The sequence below is a fragment of the Streptomyces diversicolor genome (assembly GCF_057537855.1).
The window spans coordinates 1-19,770 of sequence record NZ_BAAJXA010000012.1 but is presented as its reverse complement, the minus strand read 5'-3'; the positions used below and the strand labels follow the sequence as shown (position 1 = coordinate 19,770).

Here is a 19,770-nt window from a genome sequence, read left to right as displayed (position 1 = left end):
TGCGCCCGTGTGCGACATGGGGGCGATGCGGCAGAGCGTGTCCGGGCCGCACCGGGGCCTACCAGCCGCGGGCCCACCACTCCTGGATGTGGGGACGTTCCGCCCCGAGGGTGGTGTCGTTGCCGTGGCCCGGGTAGATCCACGTCTCGTCCGGCAGCGTGAAGACCTTCTCCTCAAGCCCGGACATGAGGCTCCGGAAGTCCGCGGGTCGCGTCGTCCGGCCGGGGCCTCCCGGGAAGAGGCAGTCCCCGGTGAAGACGTGCGGGTGGCCGTGCGGGTCGTCGTAGACCAGTGCGATCGACCCCGGGGTGTGCCCCACCAGATGGCGCGCGGTCAGCCGGACCTGCCCCACCTGGATGACGTCGCCGTCGTCGACCGGGACGTCGGTCGGCACCGGGATGCCGGCGGCGTCGTCCCGGCCCGCGAACGTACGCGCGCCCGTGGCCGCCACCACCCGGTCGAGCGCCTGCCAGTGGTCACCGTGCCGGTGTGTGGTGACCACGGAGGCGATGCCGTCGTCACCGATCATGCCGAGCAGCGTCTCCGCGTCGTTGGCGGCGTCGATCAGCAACTGCTCGTCGGTGGCCCGGCAGCGCAGCAGATAGGCGTTGTTGTCCATCGGCCCGACCGCGATCTTGGTGATCATCAGGTCCTTGAGCTCGTGCACGTCCGCCGGTCCGCCGACCGTCACCTCTCCGCTGTACGTCATGGCCGTCAGCCTATAGCGGGGGAGCGGCCCGGTGACCCCGCACGGCTACAGCGGGGGCAGCGTCGGCAGCGGGCCGCCCGCGGCCCGCAGGGCGGAGCCGTCGCGCCGCCCGGCCAGCCAGCCGAGCAGATCGGCGGCCGACCCCTCCACGCCGATCGGGCCGCCGTCGGCGCCGCCGCCCGTGGTCCACGTGCGGCCCTGGTCGTCGGCCAGACTCGTCGCGGGCACGTCCCGGTGACCACGGAAGCGCTCCGCGAGGAAATCGATCTCGCGCGTCACGAACTCCGCCGGAAGATCCTCCAGCTCGTATCCGATCCCGAGATCCACGTGGTGCAGCTCGACCTCGGCCCAGCGCCGGAACGGCACCCGCCGCGCCGCGTCGACGACCCCGTTGCGCAGTTCCACCGTCCGGGCCCAGTCCGCGGGCGCGGCGCCCGCGTTCTGGAAGCGGGCCGCGCTGTCGCGCAGGTCGGCGAGCTGGACGTCCAGGGGGCGCGGGGCGTCCCGCTCGATGTCGGCGTCGCGGGCCTCGGCGGAGGCGTACATGCGACGCCCCTCCAGGACGTTCACGAGCGCGTCCGCGTTGCGGGCCAGGTGGGCCAGGATGTGTCCGCGGGTCCAGCCGGGCAGCCGTGACGGCTCGGTCACGGCAGCGTTGTCCAGTGCGGCGGCTGCGATGAGGAGCCGGTCGGACGCGGTACGTACAGACGCCAGGTCGTGGGCGTGATCAATCATGGGGCTGACCCTAGCCCTGCCACTCCTTCGGGTGAAGGTTGTGGGGTCGGCCCGCAAATCGAATGTGCGTGCTATATCGTCGGGGGCGGCGTCGGGCATGCTGGATGGACCGGGTTTGTTATCCAACCGGGAATCCGACCGGCGTTGTCAGTGGCTCCCCCTAGTCTGAAGAAGCACGGGGGCTCCGGCCCCTGTCACTTCTCTGAAGAAAGGTGCGGACCGGCGTGGCCGACCGTCTCATCGTCCGTGGCGCGCGCGAGCACAACCTGAAGAATGTCTCGCTCGACCTGCCGCGTGACTCGCTCATCGTCTTCACGGGCCTGTCGGGGTCGGGCAAGTCCTCGCTGGCCTTCGACACCATCTTCGCCGAGGGACAGCGGCGCTACGTGGAGTCGTTGTCCTCCTACGCCCGGCAGTTCCTCGGACAGATGGACAAGCCGGACGTCGACTTCATCGAGGGCCTGTCCCCGGCGGTCTCCATCGACCAGAAGTCGACCTCGCGCAACCCCCGCTCCACGGTCGGCACCATCACCGAGGTCTACGACTACCTGCGTCTGCTCTTCGCGCGCATCGGCAAGCCGCACTGCCCCGAGTGCGGCCGACCCATCTCGCGCCAGTCGCCGCAGGCCATCGTGGACAAGGTCCTGGAACTGCCGGAGGGGAGCCGCTTCCAGGTGCTCTCGCCCCTCGTGCGCGAACGCAAGGGCGAGTTCGTCGACCTGTTCGCCGATCTCCAGACGAAGGGGTACAGCCGTGCGCGTGTGGACGGGCAGACCGTCCAGCTGTCCGACCCGCCCACGCTGAAGAAGCAGGAGAAGCACACCATCGAGGTGGTCGTCGACCGCCTCACGGTGAAGGACTCCGCCAAGCGCCGCCTCACCGACTCCGTGGAGACCGCCCTCGGCCTGTCCGGCGGCATGGTCGTGCTCGACTTCGTCGACCTCCCCGAGGACGACCCCGAGCGCGAGCGCATGTACTCGGAGCACCTGTACTGCCCCTACGACGACCTGTCCTTCGAGGAACTGGAGCCCCGCTCCTTCTCCTTCAACTCGCCCTTCGGCGCATGCCCCGAATGCACCGGCATCGGCACCCGCATGGAGGTCGACCCCGAGCTGATCGTCCCCGACGAGGACAAGTCCCTCGACGAGGGCGCCATCCACCCCTGGTCGCACGGCCACACCAAGGACTACTTCGGCCGTCTCGTCGGCGCCCTGGCGGACGCCCTGGGATTCCGGACGGACATCCCGTTCGCCGGCCTTCCGCAGCGCGCCAGGAAGGCCCTGCTCTACGGCCACAAGACGCAGATCGAGGTGCGCTACCGCAACCGGTACGGGCGAGAGCGCGTGTACACGACGCCCTTCGAGGGAGCCGTGCCCTTCGTCAAGCGCCGGCACAGCGAGGCCGAGAGCGACGCCAGCCGCGAGCGCTTCGAGGGCTACATGCGCGAGGTGCCCTGCCCCACCTGTGAGGGCACGAGGCTCAAGCCGATCGTCCTCGCCGTCACGATCATGGAGAAGTCGATCGCCGAGGTCTCCGCGATGTCGATCAGCGACTGCGCGGACTTCCTGGGCGAGCTGAAGCTGAGCGCCCGGGACAAGAAGATCGCCGAGCGGGTGCTGAAGGAGGTCAACGAGCGGCTGCGGTTCCTGGTGGACGTCGGCCTCGACTACCTCTCGCTGAACCGCGCCGCGGGCACGCTCTCCGGCGGCGAGGCCCAGCGCATCCGCCTGGCCACCCAGATCGGCTCCGGGCTGGTCGGCGTCCTGTACGTCCTCGACGAACCGTCGATCGGCCTGCACCAGCGCGACAACCACCGGCTCATCGAGACCCTGGTCCGGCTTCGCGACATGGGCAACACGCTCATCGTCGTCGAGCATGACGAGGACACCATCAAGATCGCCGACTGGGTCGTGGACATCGGCCCCGGCGCGGGCGAGCACGGCGGAAAGGTCGTGCACAGCGGCTCCCTCAAGGAACTGCTCGTCAACGAGGAGTCGCAGACCGGTCAGTACCTGGCGGGCAGGAAGTCCATTCCGGTGCCCGACGTCCGGCGTCCGCAGGACCGGTCCCGCAGACTCACGGTGCACGGGGCCCGGGAGAACAACCTCCAGGACATCGACGTGTCCTTCCCGCTCGGCGTGTTCACGGCCGTCACGGGCGTGTCCGGCTCCGGAAAGTCGACGCTGGTCAACGACATCCTCTACACACACCTGGCGCGCGAGCTGAACGGCGCCCGCAATGTGCCGGGGCGGCACACGCGCGTGGACGGCGACGACCTCGTCGACAAGGTCGTACACGTCGACCAGTCGCCCATCGGCCGCACCCCTCGGTCCAACCCGGCGACGTACACCGGCGTCTTCGACCACATCCGCAAGCTGTTCGCCGAGACCACCGAAGCCAAGGTCCGCGGCTACCAGCCCGGTCGCTTCTCCTTCAACGTCAAGGGCGGCCGCTGCGAGAACTGCGCGGGCGACGGCACGATCAAGATCGAGATGAACTTCCTCCCGGACGTGTACGTGCCGTGCGAGGTCTGCCACGGCGCCCGGTACAACCGGGAGACCCTGGAGGTCCACTACAAGGGCAAGTCCATCGCCGAGGTCCTGAACATGCCGATCGAGGAGGCCCTCGACTTCTTCGAGGCCGTCCCCGCGATCGCCCGCCACCTCAGGACCCTGCACGACGTCGGACTCGGCTACGTCCGGCTCGGCCAGTCCGCGACCACCCTGTCCGGCGGCGAGGCGCAGCGCGTCAAGCTCGCGAGCGAACTCCAGCGCCGCTCCACCGGGCGCACCGTCTACGTTCTGGACGAGCCGACCACCGGTCTGCACTTCGAGGACATCAGCAAGCTGCTGAAGGTCCTCTCCGGCCTGGTCGACAAGGGCAACACGGTCATCGTCATCGAGCACAACCTCGATGTGATCAAGACCGCCGACTGGGTCGTCGACATGGGCCCCGAAGGCGGAGCGGGCGGCGGGCTCGTCGTCGCCGAGGGCACACCGGAGGAGGTCGCCGGGGTCCCGGCGAGCCACACCGGCAAGTTCCTGCGTGAGATCCTCGGCGCCGAACGCATCAGCGACGCGGCCTCGGTGCCCGCCCCGCGCCGGGCCCCGGCCAAGAAGACCGTCGCGGCCAAGTCGACGGCGAAGCGGACCACCACATCCAGAACGGTGAAGACCGTGAACAACACGGCGACCAAGAAGGCCGAAGGTGTCACCAAGAAGACGGCACCCGCGAAGAAGACGACACGGACGCGCAAGGCCTGACCGCGCGCCCGGGCCTCCGGAACCGGGCGGCGACCACGTCCTGACAAGTCATCAAAAGCGGCGCCCCACGGGAACTCCCCGCGGGGCGCCGCTCGTTCTACTGACAGCCACCCCGGCCCTGTGGTTCGCCCGCTCCCACGAACCACAGGCCCGGTCGAACCTTGACAACACCATCAAGGAAACCGCCCTCGAAGGGCCCGTGAAGCCGCTGCGTGCCTGCCGCCGCCGACGCCCCTACCACTCGCCCAGTTCTGCGGCGTACGGCGGCTCCGCCCCCGCCCGCGAGCACGTGATCGCCGCCGCACGTGCCGCGAACCGCAGCAGCCGAGTCCATCCGTCGGCGCCAAGGCCCGCCAGCGCCCCGGCGGACAGGGAGCCCTGCGCGGACAGCCCGTGCAGCAGGGCCGCGTTCACCGTGTCGCCGGCACCGATCGTGTCGACGACGTCGACCTTCTCACCCGGCACGGAGTACTCCGCGCCGTCCCGGGTGAAGGCGGTGAGCCCGTCACCACCCCGGGTGACCACCACGGCCGAGGGGCCCGCGGCCAGCCACTCGCGCGGGCTGCCGCCCAGCCACTCGGCGTCCTCCTCCGAGAGCTTCAGCAGCGTCACGGAGGGCAGCCAGCCGCGGAAGCGGGCCCGATAGGCGTCCGGGTCCGCGATCAGGCCCGTGCGGATGTTCGGGTCGAGCGTGGTGAACAGTCCCTGTCCTGAGGCGGTCCGCATCAGCTCCTCGTAGGCGCTCGCCCCCGGTTCCAGGACGAGCGAGCAGGTGCCGAAGGACACGGCGCGCGCCCCGGCCGGGAGGGCGGCCGGGGCCGCGAAGAGGCGATCGGCGGTGCCCTCGACATAGAAGGAGTAGGCGGCCGAACCGTCCCCGTCGATGGTGGCGACCGCGAGGGTCGTCGGTTCCGTGCCGCGCTGCACACCCGAGACGTCGACACCCGCGCCGCGCAACTCGTCCAGCAGGGCCTCACCGAAGGCGTCGTAGGAGGTGCGCGAGCAGAAGGCGGTCGGGGAGCCCAGACGGCCGAGGGCCACGGCGGTGTTGTAGGGGCCGCCGCCGAGCGCCGGCTTCAGCTGGGCCAGGGCACCCGTGCCCTGCGGTACCAGGTCGATCAGGGCCTCACCGGCGACGACGATCACGAGACGCTTCCTTTCGCGGGCTGCTCGGGCAGTTCGGGCTGGTCCGGTTGCCCGGGGTGTCGGGGTTGCCGGGCGGGCTCCGGCGGCCCGGTCCGCACGGAGGGCTCCGGGCAGCCGCACGAAGTGCGGTGCACGAAGGCGCACGGGAGCCTGACCGTTCGTGCGGGGCGGCCAGGTGCGGCCAGACGGTCCAGCAGCACACGGACGGCCTGTGCGCCGATCTCCCTGCTGGGCTGGGCGATCGCGGTGAGCCGGGGCGAGAAGAGGTCCGCCCAGGCGAAGTCGTCGAAACAGCACAGGGCGATGTCGTCCGGTACCCGCAGGCCCCGGTCCCGCAGCGCTTGCAGGGCGCCGATGGTCATCGCGTTGTTGGCGGTGACGAGGGCCGTGGGCGGATCGGTGAGGGACAGCAGGGCCGCCGTCGCCCGCTCGGCACCGGCCGATTCGGAGTTGCCCGGCACAACGAGGCGTTCGTCGTGGGGGAGATCGGCGGCGGCGAGGCCGTCCCGGTAGCCGGCGATCCGTTCGCCGGTCGTGCTGAGCCCGGGCAGTCCGGCGACCAGGCCGATCCGGCGATGGCCCAGTGAGGCGAGATGGCTGACCAGCCGTGCCATGGGCTCGGCACCCTCGGCGCAGACCTGGTCGAAGGGCGGCGGCGCGTCGGCGGTCGACTCGTCGAGGCGGTCGCCGATCAGCCGGTCGAGGAACACCGTGGGCACGGCATGGCGGCCGAGGTAGGCGATGAGGTCACGCGGATCGGCGGACGGGGCGACGATCATGCCGTCCACGCGTCGCTCATGGAGCAGTTGGACGACCTTGCGTTCGTGCCGTGGGTCGTCGTGCGGGTCGGCGATCAGCAGGCCGTAGCCCTCCTCCAGGGCACCGGCCTCGACACCCTGAAGGATCTCGGTGAAGTACGGGTTGCTGATCGCCGACACCGCGAGCCCGATGGAGCAGGTTCGCGAGGTCACCAGGGAGCGGGCGAGGGTGTTGGGCGTGTATCCCAGCCGGTCGACCGCGTCCAGCACGGCCTGACGGGTATGGGGCAGCACGGGACGCGTGCCGTTCAGCACGTGGGAGACGGTCGCCACGGAGACGCCGGCGCTCCGGGCCACGTCGGCCATGGTGGGCATCGCGTTTCCTTCCCGGCGGGCTGCGGCGGTCTTTCTGGCCGGGAAGGTACCTCATCCGAGGGCAGCGCGTAAACGCTTGCGCAAGCGTTTACGCCGCCATCTCAGCAGCTCGGGGCCTCGCCCCGCCCCCTTCGTAGGCCCTGCCCGGCCACCCGCGGCGAACCAGGGGGCGGGTCGCCGGATAGGGTCGACCCCGCACCACCCCCTGACCAGTGGAGATTCCGATGCCCGCCCGACCCTCCGCCCGTCGCCGTACCGTCCTTCGAGGAGCCGCCGTCGCACCGGTGGCCGGGCTCGGACTCGCCGCCTGCTCGGCACCGGGCGGAACCACATCGGACGCGACGCCGACCGCTCCGGTGGAACTCGGCGCCGAGAGCGAGGTCGCCCAGGGCGGCGCCCAGCTGTACCAGGACCACAACGTCGTGGTCAGCAGGGACGCCGGAGGCAAGCTGAAGGCATACAGCACCATCTGCACACACGCCGGGTGCCCCATCAACAAACTGGAGGGGACGACGCTGATCTGCCCCTGCCACGGGAGCGAGTTCGACGCCCTGACGGGCAAGGTGGTGCAGGCGCCGGCCACCGAGCCGCTTCCCGAACTGCCGGTGAAGGCGTCCGGTGGCAAGCTCATCGCGGGGCCCGGCGCCTGATCAGCGGGGCGGCGGGCTCACTCCCAGTCCCAGCCGATCCCGATGGTGCCCGGTCGCACCCGCGGCTCGACCAGGTGCACCGAGCGGTGCTCCCCGCTGAGCGGCAGTTCCTGCCGACCGCTGCGCGGCGCCGCGGGGGAGTGCTGAGCGAAGCGATGACAGCGCGCGGGGAGGGCGTTCGCGTCGAAACGCACCTGGAGGGCGTACTGACCGCCGGGGAAGGCGAAGCCGCGCACATACTCGCGTGAGGGTCCGGCCGTGCCGTCCTCGACGCCGTACCGGAACAGGAAGGTGTCGCCCGAGCGCAAGCGGGTGCCGAAGAGCAGTTCGGCGACCAGGACACCGGTGGCCTGGTCCCAACGGACGCGTCCCATGCGGCAGTTCTCCAGGGCGTGCACCGTCATCCGGTCGGGCGCGCAGCCCGGGTCGCTGTGATGGACGGCCACGAAGCGGTCGACCCCGTCCCGGTGCGCCCGCACGATGTGATGCGACTCGTGGCCGGCCAGTTCACGGCGCGCGCCCACCCGTACTCGCTCGTGGTGGCCCAGCGCGTGCAGCCCGCCGTCGAGGCTCCAGCCCAGCTCGGCCTGAAACCGGTCCAGGACTCCGGCGGCCTCCATCCGGGAGCGGTACGAGCGGGCCGCGGGCCGCTGGGTGGCCGGGCTCTCGTCCTCGGCGAGCAGCCGGATCAGTGACTCCTCCGGCAGCTTGAGTATCTCCTCCAGCGCGCGAACGGCCCGCAGTGACTCCGGGCGCTGTGGCCGCCGGGCACCCTGCTGCCAGTAACTCAGGCTGGTGACACCGACCTTGACCCCGTGCCGCGACAGGTGGTGCTGGACGCGCTGGAGCGGCAGGCCGCGGGCGGCGATCGCGGCGCGCAGCGCGACATGGAAGGGGCCGCCCCGCAGGGCCGTGTCCAGTTCCTCGCTGGCGAGGTCCGCGTGCTGTGTGCCGTGCCGCATGCACAGGGGCCTTTCTGTGAGGGTTCGCTACGGCGGGTCAGACCGTTCGCGCGGGTCTTCGGGGTCACCGTCGGCGGCCGGGGACGCCCGCCTATCCGTACGCCTGTCCGTGCGCTGCCGTTCACGACCCCGAGTTCCACCGCATTGAAGCGTGTCGACCAATCCCCGACAACACCTCGGGCCCCACCGCGGCAGGCGGTCGGCCGCCGTGACCGCGGCACACGGCCGACCGCCTCGGCTGCGGCCCAGGCCGGCCTCCCGACAGCCGGCCGCCGCGCCCTCCGCCCTGCCCGCCCGGTCACCGGGGGACCCTCCCGCCCCGTGACCGGCCGCCTCGCCCATCGGCCTCGCCCGCCCGGCCACCGGCACCGAGGGTCCGCAGCCGCCGTCCCACGGTCGCCACCCCGAGCCCGACCCGGCCCGATCCGCTGTGCCCCGCTCGGCGTCGCCCACCGGGCATTCCGCACGGCTGCGGCGCTGACGGGCGACGAGGCGGTCGGTGCGCCGCAGCGGCGGAACGCCGGGGGTGCCTCTTGAAACGTGGCTCGGTGCCGAGGGGCGCAGCGGCGTTGTCCACAGGCCCGTCGGACTGTCCCCGCCCGACAGTAGGGTGTGAGACATGGCCGATCCCTCCAGCTACCGCCCCAAGCCGGGAGAGATTCCGGACTCTCCCGGGGTGTACAGGTTCCGTGACGAGCACCGCCAGGTGATCTACGTCGGAAAGGCGAAGAGCCTGCGTCAACGCCTGGCGAACTACTTCCAGGACCTGGCGAACCTCCACCCGCGCACCCGGACGATGGTCACCACGGCCGCGTCCGTGGAGTGGACCGTCGTGTCCACCGAGGTCGAGGCGCTGCAGCTGGAGTACTCCTGGATCAAGGAGTTCGACCCCCGGTTCAACGTCAAGTACCGCGACGACAAGAGCTACCCCTACCTCGCGGTGACGATGAACGAGGAGTTCCCGCGCGTACAGGTGATGCGCGGTCACAAGAAGAAGGGCGTCCGCTACTTCGGGCCGTACGGGCATGCCTGGGCCATCCGCGACACGGTCGACCTGCTGCTGCGCGTCTTCCCGGTGCGCACCTGCTCGGCCGGTGTCTTCAAGAACGCCGCCCGCACCGGCCGCCCCTGCCTGCTCGGCTACATCGGCAAGTGCTCGGCGCCCTGCGTCGGCCGGATCTCCACCGAGGACCACCGCGAACTGGCCGAGGAGTTCTGCGACTTCATGGCCGGCCGCACGGGCACCTATCTGCGCCGACTGGAGCGGCAGATGACGGAGGCGGCCGAGGAGATGGAGTACGAGCGGGCCGCCCGCCTGCGCGACGACATAGGGGCCCTGAAGAAGGCCATGGAGAAGAACGCGGTCGTGCTCGCCGACGCGACCGACGCCGACCTGATCGCCGTCGCCGAGGACGAACTGGAGGCGGCCCTCCAGATCTTCCATGTCCGCGGCGGGCGGGTGCGCGGCCAGCGGGGCTGGGTGACCGACAAGGTGGAGGAGGTCACCACCGGCGCCCTCGTCGAGCACGCACTCCAGCAGCTCTACGGCGAGGAGAAGGGGGACGCCGTACCCAAGGAGGTCCTGGTCCCCGCCCTGCCGGAGCCGGTCGAACCCGTGCAGGAATGGCTCACCGGGCGCCGCGGCTCCAACGTCTCCCTGCGCATCCCGCAGCGCGGTGACAAGAAGGCCCTGATGGAGACCGTGCAGCGCAACGCCCAGCAGGCGCTCGCCCTGCACAAGACCAAGCGCGCCTCCGACCTGACCACCCGCTCGCGCGCGCTGGAGGAGATCGCCGACGCCCTCGACCTGGACAGCGCCCCCCTGCGGATCGAGTGCTACGACATCTCGCACCTCCAGGGCGAGGACGTGGTCGCCTCCATGGTCGTCTTCGAGGACGGGCTCCAGCGCAAGAGCGAGTACCGCCGCTTCCAGATCAAGGGCTTCGAGGGCCAGGACGACGTCCGCTCCATGCACGAGGTGATCACCCGCCGCTTCAAGCGCTACCTCGCCGACAAGGAGAAGACAGGCGAGTGGGTGGACGAGGCCGGAGAGAACGGGGAAAGAGGGGAGAACGGAGAGAACGCGGAGAACGGGGAGAACGGCCTCAAGGACGAGGACGGCCGTCCCAAGAAGTTCGCCTATCCGCCGCAGCTGGTCGTGGTCGACGGCGGTCGGCCGCAGGTCGCGGCCGCCCAGCGGGCCCTGGACGAGCTGGGTGTCGACGACGTCGCCGTCTGCGGCCTCGCCAAGCGGCTGGAGGAGGTCTGGCTGCCCCATGACGACGACCCGGTGGTGCTGCCCCGCACCAGCGAGGGCCTTTATCTGCTCCAGCGCGTCCGTGACGAGGCGCACCGGTTCGCCATCACCTACCAGCGCGCCAAGCGTGCCAAGCGGTTCCGGGCCGGCCCCCTGGACGAGGTGCCGGGCCTCGGCGATACCCGCAAACAGGCGTTGATCAAGCATTTCGGCTCGGTGAAGAAGCTGCGGTCCGCGACAATCGACCAGATCCAGGAGGTACCCGGCATCGGCCGCAAGACGGCCGAGACCATTGCCGCGGCCTTCGCCCGGGCGGCCCCGGCCGCACCCGCCGTGAACACGGCGACCGGAGAGATCATTGAAGACGAGGAGCCCGATACGACGGGGGGTTCCTCGGGGGAGCCCGTGACCGCGGGCGTCCCGGACGAACGACGGGGGCAGGAGAGATGACCGAGCACGACGCACAGCACACAGCGGAACGAGATCGAAAGCACAAGGAAGCGAGCGGGGATCAGCCGCAGCCGGCGGTCCGGGAAAACGGAGAGGCAGTGGGTACGGACATCACGACGGCGGGGGTCCCCGAGGCCGCCATCCCCGAGCTGGTGATCATCTCCGGCATGTCCGGAGCGGGTCGTTCGACGGCCGCGAAGTGCCTGGAGGACCTGGGCTGGTTCGTCGTCGACAACCTTCCGCCCGCGCTGATCCCGACCATGGTCGAGCTGGGTGCCCGCTCCCAGGGCAATGTGGCCCGGATCGCGGTCGTCGTCGACGTGCGCGGCCGGCGGTTCTTCGACAACCTGCGGGAATCCCTCGCCGACCTCGACACCCGGGGGGTCACCCGGCGGATCGTGTTCCTGGAGTCCTCCGACGAGGCCCTGGTGCGCCGCTTCGAGTCCGTGCGCCGCCCGCACCCCCTCCAGGGCGACGGCCGGATCGTCGACGGCATCGCCGCCGAGCGCGAGCTGCTGCGCGAGCTGCGCGGCGACGCCGATCTGGTGATCGACACCTCCAGCCTCAACGTGCACGAGCTGCGCGCCAAGATGGACGCGCAGTTCGCCGGCGAGGAGGAGCCCGAGCTGCGGGCCACGGTGATGTCCTTCGGGTTCAAGTACGGCCTCCCGGTCGACGCCGACCTGGTCGCGGACATGCGCTTCCTGCCCAATCCGCACTGGGTCCCCGAGCTGCGCCCGTACACCGGAGTGCATGAGGAGGTCGCCGCGTATGTCTTCAACCAGCCCGGCGCCAAGGAGTTCCTTGACCGGTACGCCGAACTGCTGCGCCTCATCGCGGCCGGCTACCGCCGCGAGGGCAAGCGCTATGTGACCATCGCCATCGGCTGTACCGGCGGCAAGCACCGCTCGGTGGCCATGTCGGAGAAGCTCGCCGCGCGGCTCGCGGCCGAGGGCGTGGAGACGGTGGTCGTGCACCGGGACATGGGACGGGAATGACGCCACGTACTCCGCGGCTGAGCAGGCTGCGTCTGGCGGTCCCCGAGGCACGTGCGAGCCGCCCCGCCGAGTCCCGTGGCGCCCGGCCGCGCCGCCGGGGCACCCAGCCCAAGGTCGTGGCCCTCGGCGGCGGCATGGGCCTGTCCGCGTCGCTGGCCGCGCTGCGCCGGATCACCGGCGACCTCACCGCCGTCGTCACCGTGGCCGACGACGGCGGCTCCAGCGGGCGGCTGCGCGACGAGTTGGGCGTGCTGCCGCCCGGCGACCTGCGCAAGGCGCTGGCCGCGCTGTGCGGGGACGACGACTGGGGCCAGACCTGGGCCCGGGTCATCCAGCACCGCTTCGAGTCGCAGGGCGATCTGCATGATCACGCGGTCGGCAATCTGCTGATCGTCGCCCTGTGGGAGCAATTGGGCGACCATGTGCAGGCCCTGGACCTGGTCGGCAAGCTGCTCGGCGCGCACGGCCGGGTGCTGCCCATGTCGGCCGTGCCGCTGGAGCTCCAGGCCCTGGTCAAGGGCCATGATCCGGACCGGCCGGAGGCGGTCGACACGGTGCGCGGGCAGGCGACGGTGGCGCTGACACCCGGCGAAGTGCAGTCGGTGCATGTCGTGCCGCCCGATCCGCCGGCCGTGCCCGAGGCCGTCGCGGCGGTCCTGGACGCGGACTGGGTGGTGCTCGGCCCCGGCTCGTGGTTCTCCTCGGTCATCCCGCACCTGCTCGTGCCCGAACTGCTGGACGCCCTCACCAACACCAAGGCGCGCCGTGTGCTGTCCCTGAACCTCGCTCCGCAACCGGGAGAAACCGATGGCTTCTCACCGCAGCGTCATTTGGAGGTTTTGGGGCGACACGCCCCTAAACTCGCCCTGGACGTGGTGCTGGCCGACGAAGCCGCCGTGCCCGACCGGGAATCGCTCACCGAGGCCGCCAAGCGGCTCGGGGCGGCGGTCGAGCTGGCGCCGGTTGCCCGGACCGACGGCTCTCCCCGGCATGACCCGGAGCTGTTGGCCGCCGCGTACGACCGTATTTTTCGGATGCATGGAAGGATCGGCCCATGGCGATGACGGCAGCGGTGAAGGACGAGATCTCCCGGCTCCCCGTCACCCGGACCTGCTGCAGAAAGGCGGAGGTCTCCGCCATTTTGCGGTTCGCCGGCGGCCTTCACCTGGTGAGCGGGCGCATTGTGATCGAGGCGGAGCTGGACACGGCGATGGCGGCCCGCCGCCTCAAGCGGGACATTCTGGAGATCTTCGGCCACAGTTCGGAGCTGATCGTGATGGCGCCCGGCGGGCTGCGCCGCGGTTCGCGCTACGTCGTGCGGGTGGTCGCGGGCGGTGACCAGCTGGCCCGGCAGACGGGGCTCGTCGACGGCCGGGGGCGTCCGATCCGGGGCCTGCCCCCGCAGGTGGTCTCGGGGGCCACCTGCGATGCCGAGGCCGCCTGGCGCGGGGCTTTCCTGGCGCACGGGTCGCTCACCGAGCCGGGCCGCTCCTCCTCCCTGGAGGTGACCTGCCCGGGACCGGAGGCCGCGCTCGCCCTGGTCGGCGCCGCCCGCCGGCTGTCGATCGCGGCGAAGGCCCGCGAGGTGCGCGGCGTGGACCGCGTGGTGGTGCGCGACGGCGACGCGATCGGCGCCCTGCTCACCCGTCTCGGCGCGCACGAGTCCGTGCTGGCCTGGGAGGAGCGGCGGATGCGCCGCGAGGTCCGTGCCACGGCCAACCGGCTCGCCAACTTCGACGACGCGAATCTGCGGCGCTCCGCGCGTGCGGCCGTCGCGGCGGGCGCGCGGGTCCAGCGGGCCCTGGAGATCCTGGGCGAGGAGGTTCCCGAGCACCTTGCCGCCGCCGGCCGGCTGCGCATGGAGCACAAGCAGGCGTCCCTGGAGGAACTGGGCGCGCTCGCCGACCCGCCGTTGACCAAGGACGCGGTCGCCGGCCGGATCCGGCGACTGCTCGCCATGGCCGACAAGCGCGCCGCCGACCTGGGCATCCCGGGCACGGAGGCCAACCTCACCGAGGAGATGGCGGACAACCTGGCGGGCTGACGGCCCCGATCCGCCACCGGCGCCGCACCGCGGGCAGGCCGATCAGGAGACATGGGCAGGCGGATCAGGAGACGGCGGAGCCGGTCGAGGCCGTGGCGAGCACACCGACCTGACGGGTGCTCGCGCCGAGGAGTACGACGGCGGTCAGGGCCCGGACGGGCAGGCCGAGTGCCCGATCCGGGTGCGGAGCCGGGAAAGTGCCCGCCGGTCAGACAAGGGTGAAGCCGGCCGACGCCAGGGGCGCGGGCGCACGGGGCGGGCGAGAGCCGGCCGCGTCGGCGCGCGCCCCTCGCTCGCGTCAACTCGCCGCCGCGAACAACGCTTTGGAGTGACTTCCCCGGCGGTCCCAACGGGGCGCGTCCCTCGAAACGGTGAAATCGGCGGCCCGATGTCCTCGGACGCCCGCGGACGTGCCCCGGCCCGTCGCGCGGTGGCGGCGGGCCGGGCGGTCCGTACCCCTACTAGCGGGTACGGGCCGCGGTGTCGTGTATGGGGCGTCTCGATGTCACCGACGGGGCCTCGGGGAGGTAGGGTCGGGGGTGGTCGGGGACATCCCATACAGCTCGCCGGCAAACGAAGGCCGGCGTACCAACGAGGAGATCGGTTCGTGACGATCCGCGTAGGCATCAACGGCTTTGGCCGCATCGGTCGTAACTACTTCCGCGCGCTGCTGGAGCAGGGTGCAGACATCGAGATCGTGGCTGTCAACGACCTGGGTGACACCGCGACCACCGCTCACCTGCTGAAGTACGACACCATCCTGGGCCGCCTCAAGCAGGAGGTCTCCCACACCGCCGACACCATCACCGTCGACGGCCACACCATCAAGGTGCTCTCCGAGCGCGACCCCGCCAACATCCCGTGGGGCGAGCTGGGCGTCGACCTCGTCATCGAGTCGACCGGCATCTTCACCAAGCGCGAGGACGCCGCCAAGCACCTCGCCGGCGGCGCCAAGAAGGTCATCATCTCGGCTCCGGCCAAGGATGAGGACATCACCATCGTGATGGGCGTCAACCAGGACAAGTACGACGCGGCCAACCACCACGTCATCTCCAACGCCTCCTGCACCACCAACTGTGTGGCGCCGATGGCGAAGGTCCTGGACGAGAACTTCGGCATCGTCAAGGGCCTGATGACGACGGTGCACGCGTACACGAACGACCAGCGCATCCTGGACTTCCCGCACAAGGACCTGCGCCGCGCCCGGGCCGCCGCGGAGAACATCATCCCGACCACGACCGGCGCCGCCAAGGCCACCGCCCTGGTGCTGCCGCAGCTCAAGGGCAAGCTGGACGGCATCGCCATGCGCGTCCCGGTCCCGACCGGGTCCGTCACCGACCTGGTCGTCGAGCTGGGCCGCGAGGTCACCAAGGAAGAGGTCAACGCCGCCTTCCAGAAGGCCGCCGAGGGCGAGCTGAAGGGCCTCCTCGACTACACGGAGGACCCGATCGTCTCCTCCGACATCGTCAACGCCCCGGCGTCCTGCACCTTCGACTCCTCCCTGACCATGGTCCAGGAGGGCAAGAACGTGAAGGTCATCGGCTGGTACGACAACGAGTGGGGCTACTCCAACCGCCTCGTCGACCTGACCGTCTTCGTCGGCGGCCAGCTCTGATCGCCACACCAGGCGCCACTTCGATGTGAGTGCAGGGCTCGGGCAGCGCCACCGCGCGCGGTCCGAGCCCTTACGCGCGTGTTCAGCCCTCGTACGATCACGAGCCCTCTCCGGGAGCCCCATCCATGAAGACGATCGACGAACTCCTCGCCGAAGGCGTCGACGGCAAGCGGGTCTTCGTCCGCGCCGACCTCAACGTCCCGCTCGCCGACGGCGTCATCACCGACGACGGCCGCATCCGCGCCGTCCTGCCCACCATCAAGGCCCTCGCCGAGGCGGGCGCCAAGGTGGTCGTCGCCTCCCACCTGGGCCGCCCCAAGGGCGCCCCGGACCCCGCATTCTCGCTGCTGCCCGCAGCGGAACGGCTGGGTGAACTCCTCGGCGCGCCGGTCGCGTTCGCCCAGGACACCGTCGGCCGCGCCGCCCACGGCGCGGTGGACGACCTGCAACCCGGCCAGGTCGCGGTCATCGAGAACCTGCGCTTCAACCCCGGCGAGACCTCCAAGGACGACACCGAGCGCGGCGAGTTCGCCGACCGGCTGGCCGCCCTCGCGGACGTCTACGTCGGTGACGGCTTCGGCGCCGTGCACCGCAAGCACGCCTCCGTCTTCGACCTCCCGGCCCGGCTACCGCACTACGCGGGCCACCTCATCGCCACCGAGGTCGGCGTGCTGAAGAAGCTCACCGAGGACGTCAAGCGCCCCTACGCCGTCGCGCTCGGCGGAGCGAAGGTCTCCGACAAACTGGCCGTCATCGACGAACTGCTCGGCAAGGCCGACCGTCTCCTCATCGGCGGCGGCATGGCCTACACCTTCCTGAAGGCCAAGGGCTACGAGATCGGCGTCTCCCTCGTCCAGGAGGACCAGATCGCGGCGGTCACCGAGTACCTGGAGCGCGCCGAGAAGCAGGGCGTCGAGCTGCTGCTCCCGGTCGACGTGGTGGTCGCCCCCGCCTTCCCGGACCTGAAGGCCAAGGCGGCGACCGAGCACTCCGTGGTCGACGCCGACAAGATCCCCGCCGACCAGATGGGCCTGGACATCGGCCCGAGGACCGGCGAGCTGTATGCCGCCAAGCTCGCCGACGCCGCGACCGTCTTCTGGAACGGTCCCATGGGCGTCTTCGAGCACCCCGACTACGCCGAGGGCACCAAGACGGTCGCCCAGGCCCTCGTCGACACGGACGGCTTCACCGTCGTCGGCGGCGGAGACTCCGCCGCGGCCGTGCGCACGCTCGGCTTCGACGAGACCGCATTCGGCCACATCTCGACCGGAGGCGGCGCCTCCCTCGAATACCTAGAGGGCAAGACGCTCCCCGGCCTCGCCGCACTGGAGGACCACCAAGCATGAGCACGCGCACGCCGCTGATGGCGGGCAACTGGAAGATGAACCTCAACCACCTGGAGGCCATCGCACACGTCCAGAAGCTCGCCTTCGCCCTGGCCGACAAGGACTACGAAGCCGTCGAGGTCGCCGTCCTGCCGCCCTTCACCGACCTGCGCTCCGTGCAGACCCTGGTCGACGGCGACAAACTCAAGATCAAGTACGGTGCCCAGGACGTCTCGGCACACGACTCCGGTGCCTACACCGGCGAGATCTCCGGACCGATGCTGGCCAAGCTGAAGTGCACCTATGTGGTCATCGGCCACTCCGAGCGCCGCCAGTACCACCGCGAGACCGACGAGCAGGTCAACGCCAAGGCCAAGACCGCCTTCAAGCACGGCCTGACCCCGATCCTCTGCGTCGGCGAGGAACTGGACGTCCGCGAGGCGGGCGACCACGTCGCCCACACCCTCGCCCAGGTCGAGGGCGGCCTGAAGGACCTCACGGCCGAGCAGGTCGAGACGATCGTGATCGCCTACGAGCCCGTGTGGGCCATCGGCACCGGCAAGGTCTGCGGTGCCGCGGACGCCCAGGAGGTGTGCGCGGCCGTCCGCGGCAAGATCGCCGAACTGTACTCGCAGGACGTGGCCGACAAGGTGCGCATCCAGTACGGCGGCTCCGTGAAGTCGGGCAACGTCGCCGAGATCATGGCCCAGCCCGATGTCGACGGCGCCCTGGTCGGCGGCGCCTCGCTGGACTCCGACGAGTTCGTCAAGATCGTCCGCTTCCGCGACCAGTGAGCCACGGGGGCGCGGCCCCGGCCGGGCCCGCCCCTAAGGCGGCCCGGCGACGCCGCGAGTAGGCGGCAGCAGAGATACGTCGTACCCTTGCGGGGGCTGGTAGGTACCTGCCGGCCCCCGTCGTCCATCCGAATCCGAGGAAGTTGGTCCAGCCGTGGTTTTGGGGTTCTCGATCGCCCTGATCGTCTTCAGCCTGCTGCTGATGCTGCTGGTGCTGATGCACAAGGGGAAGGGCGGCGGCCTCTCCGACATGTTCGGTGGCGGCATGCAGTCGTCCGTCGGCGGCTCCTCGGTCGCCGAGCGCAACCTCGACCGGATCACCGTGGTGATCGGTCTGCTGTGGTTCGCGTGCATCATCGTGCTCGGCCTGCTCATGAAGACGAACAGCTGAGTGACGCATACGTTGCGAACGTAAGGCCCCATGTTCGGTACGTGCCTCTGGGCGCGGCCTATCATGGGGCTTGCGTCTGGTTGAGGGGACGGTAACTCCCATCACTGGACGCGCGTTGGGCCTTACGTAGACTAAGGCGCTCGCGGCGGAGCGGAACGCCGACTCGCTTCGCGGCACCATCACGCAGGGAGTTACGACCGTGGCAAGTGGCAACGCGATCCGAGGAAGCCGGGTCGGGGCGGGGCCGATGGGCGAGGCCGAGCGGGGCGAGTCCGCCCCGCGTCTGCGCATCTCCTTCTGGTGCTCCAACGGGCACGAGACGCAGCCCAGCTTCGCCAGCGACGCGCAGGTTCCCGAGACCTGGGACTGCCCGCGCTGCGGCTTCCCGGCCGGACAGGACCGGGACAACCCGCCGGACCCGCCGCGCACCGAGCCGTACAAGACGCACCTCGCGTATGTACGGGAGCGGCGCAGCGACGCGGACGGCGAGGCGATCCTCGCCGAGGCGCTCGCCAAACTGCGCGGCGAGATCTAGCAGTTGAGAACCGGCCGGGCGCCCGTGGGTGCCTGGCCGGAGCCGTTCGGCGGGACTGCGGGCACCGTCCGCGGACCGATTGTCAGTGGCGTCCTTTACGGTTTGTGCATCGGCGAATCGTGAGGGGGACACATGACGGGGGTCGCGGCGGTGGGCGGGAGCGCACCCGTGGGACGGCGCGGGGCACACGGGGAATACGGAGGATCCCTACGGCCGTGGACGGCCGTCGTCTTCCGCTTCGCGGCCCCGCCGCGCACCGCCGCAACCGTCGGTGGTTACGCTCTGTGGCTGCTTTCGGCCACACTTCAGACGGTCTTCGACCACACCTCCTCGGCCCCCGTGTGCGGGCCGCGCCATCGCACGTGCGGGCACCAGTGGTACGGGCGCCCCGATCGCCAGTCCGGCGCCGCAGGCCGTACGCCGGCCGCGCGCCGGGACCGCGGGATACGCAGACGTTGATACCGGCGGGCAAGCCGGACGTATCTGTGGGTGCGCCGCACGACGGCGCTACGGGACGTCATCTCACGCCCTGATCAATTAGGTTGGGACCCGCAGCGGGCAAGGCACGCAGCAGGACAGGTGTAGGAAAGAAGGCTGAAGTCCGAAATGAACGCAGACGGCCGTACCAGGCTTGACCAGATGCCCGAGTGGACCGCGCTGGCGGAGCACCGCGAGCAGCTTGCCGACTCCCACCTGCGCGACCTGTTCGCCGCCGACCCGGGGCGCGGCGCGGGCTACACGCTGCATGTCGGCGATCTGTACG

General features: G+C 70.8%; 16 protein-coding genes. 11 read left to right on the top strand and 5 right to left on the bottom strand.

All coding sequences use genetic code 11. The features are described 5' to 3' along the window. Nucleotides 1-58: 58 nt before the first annotated feature. Together AC27LF_RS16020 and AC27LF_RS16015 are read right to left on the bottom strand one after the other, a co-directional pair. On the bottom strand, nt 59-709 hold the full coding sequence (locus tag AC27LF_RS16020) for an MBL fold metallo-hydrolase (RefSeq protein ID WP_479657568.1): 651 nt from the start codon (nt 707-709) through the stop codon (nt 59-61). Nucleotides 710-754: 45 nt separating this feature from the next. After that, entirely contained in the window at nt 755-1,444 is a 690-nt protein-coding gene (locus AC27LF_RS16015; RefSeq protein ID WP_479657567.1) for a maleylpyruvate isomerase family mycothiol-dependent enzyme, read from the bottom strand. 224 nt (nt 1,445-1,668) lie between these two features. Between AC27LF_RS16015 and uvrA the strand changes: the two genes are divergently transcribed. Beyond that, a complete protein-coding gene (uvrA, locus tag AC27LF_RS16010; protein ID WP_479657566.1) occupies nt 1,669-4,707 on the top strand; it encodes an excinuclease ABC subunit UvrA in 3,039 nt (1,012 codons plus the stop codon). Nucleotides 4,708-4,941: 234 nt separating this feature from the next. Here the strand turns inward: uvrA and AC27LF_RS16005 are convergent, their stop codons facing one another. After that, nucleotides 4,942-5,853, bottom strand: a complete 912-nt coding sequence (locus AC27LF_RS16005) for a carbohydrate kinase family protein (protein ID WP_479657565.1) — start codon at nt 5,851-5,853, stop codon at nt 4,942-4,944. Continuing rightward, the gene (locus tag AC27LF_RS16000; RefSeq protein ID WP_479657564.1) at nt 5,850-6,986 is read right to left on the bottom strand and encodes a LacI family DNA-binding transcriptional regulator; all 1,137 of its coding nucleotides are present in this window, start codon (nt 6,984-6,986) and stop codon (nt 5,850-5,852) included. Before AC27LF_RS16000 ends, AC27LF_RS16005 begins: the two co-directional genes overlap by 4 nt. Before the next feature lie 224 nt (nt 6,987-7,210). On the opposite strand from AC27LF_RS16000, the gene AC27LF_RS15995 reads away from it, so the two are divergent. Further along, a complete protein-coding gene (locus tag AC27LF_RS15995; RefSeq protein WP_479657563.1) occupies nt 7,211-7,636 on the top strand; it encodes a Rieske (2Fe-2S) protein in 426 nt (141 codons plus the stop codon). A gap of 17 nt (nt 7,637-7,653) precedes the next feature. Here AC27LF_RS15995 and AC27LF_RS15990 read toward each other — a convergent pair whose 3' ends face one another. Further along, entirely contained in the window at nt 7,654-8,598 is a 945-nt protein-coding gene (locus AC27LF_RS15990) for a hypothetical protein (RefSeq protein ID WP_479657562.1), read from the bottom strand. Between the two features lie 619 nt (nt 8,599-9,217). Here AC27LF_RS15990 and uvrC point away from each other — a divergent pair. The 9 genes from uvrC to AC27LF_RS15945 all read left to right on the top strand — a co-directional run bounded on the left by uvrC (nt 9,218) and on the right by AC27LF_RS15945 (nt 19,007). Beyond that, nucleotides 9,218-11,305 carry an excinuclease ABC subunit UvrC gene (uvrC, locus tag AC27LF_RS15985; RefSeq protein ID WP_479657561.1) on the top strand — a complete coding sequence of 696 codons (2,088 nt, stop codon included), beginning with the start codon at nt 9,218-9,220 and terminating at the stop codon, nt 11,303-11,305. Further along, nucleotides 11,302-12,303, top strand: coding sequence for an RNase adapter RapZ (gene rapZ / locus AC27LF_RS15980; protein WP_479657560.1), 1,002 nt, complete (start codon nt 11,302-11,304; stop codon nt 12,301-12,303). The genes uvrC and rapZ overlap by 4 nt, the downstream gene beginning before the upstream one ends. Beyond that, complete coding sequence (locus tag AC27LF_RS15975; RefSeq protein WP_479657559.1) at nt 12,300-13,367, top strand: gluconeogenesis factor YvcK family protein; 1,068 nt, start codon at nt 12,300-12,302, stop codon at nt 13,365-13,367. Before rapZ ends, AC27LF_RS15975 begins: the two co-directional genes overlap by 4 nt. Beyond that, nucleotides 13,358-14,347 carry a DNA-binding protein WhiA gene (whiA, locus tag AC27LF_RS15970; RefSeq protein WP_351746563.1) on the top strand — a complete coding sequence of 330 codons (990 nt, stop codon included), beginning with the start codon at nt 13,358-13,360 and terminating at the stop codon, nt 14,345-14,347. Before AC27LF_RS15975 ends, whiA begins: the two co-directional genes overlap by 10 nt. A 607-nt stretch (nt 14,348-14,954) precedes the next feature. Next, nucleotides 14,955-15,962, top strand: a complete 1,008-nt coding sequence (gene gap / locus AC27LF_RS15965) for a type I glyceraldehyde-3-phosphate dehydrogenase (RefSeq protein WP_404039711.1) — start codon at nt 14,955-14,957, stop codon at nt 15,960-15,962. Nucleotides 15,963-16,087: 125 nt separating this feature from the next. Next, nucleotides 16,088-17,308 (top strand): phosphoglycerate kinase, encoded by a 1,221-nt coding sequence (locus tag AC27LF_RS15960; protein ID WP_479657558.1) that lies wholly within the window; start codon nt 16,088-16,090, stop codon nt 17,306-17,308. Further along, nucleotides 17,305-18,081, top strand: a complete 777-nt coding sequence (gene tpiA / locus AC27LF_RS15955) for a triose-phosphate isomerase (protein WP_479657557.1) — start codon at nt 17,305-17,307, stop codon at nt 18,079-18,081. Before AC27LF_RS15960 ends, tpiA begins: the two co-directional genes overlap by 4 nt. Before the next feature lie 160 nt (nt 18,082-18,241). Next, a complete protein-coding gene (secG, locus tag AC27LF_RS15950) occupies nt 18,242-18,472 on the top strand; it encodes a preprotein translocase subunit SecG (protein WP_189942979.1) in 231 nt (76 codons plus the stop codon). 199 nt (nt 18,473-18,671) lie between these two features. Beyond that, nucleotides 18,672-19,007 (top strand): RNA polymerase-binding protein RbpA, encoded by a 336-nt coding sequence (locus tag AC27LF_RS15945; RefSeq protein ID WP_003976875.1) that lies wholly within the window; start codon nt 18,672-18,674, stop codon nt 19,005-19,007. Nucleotides 19,008-19,770 lie beyond the last annotated feature (763 nt).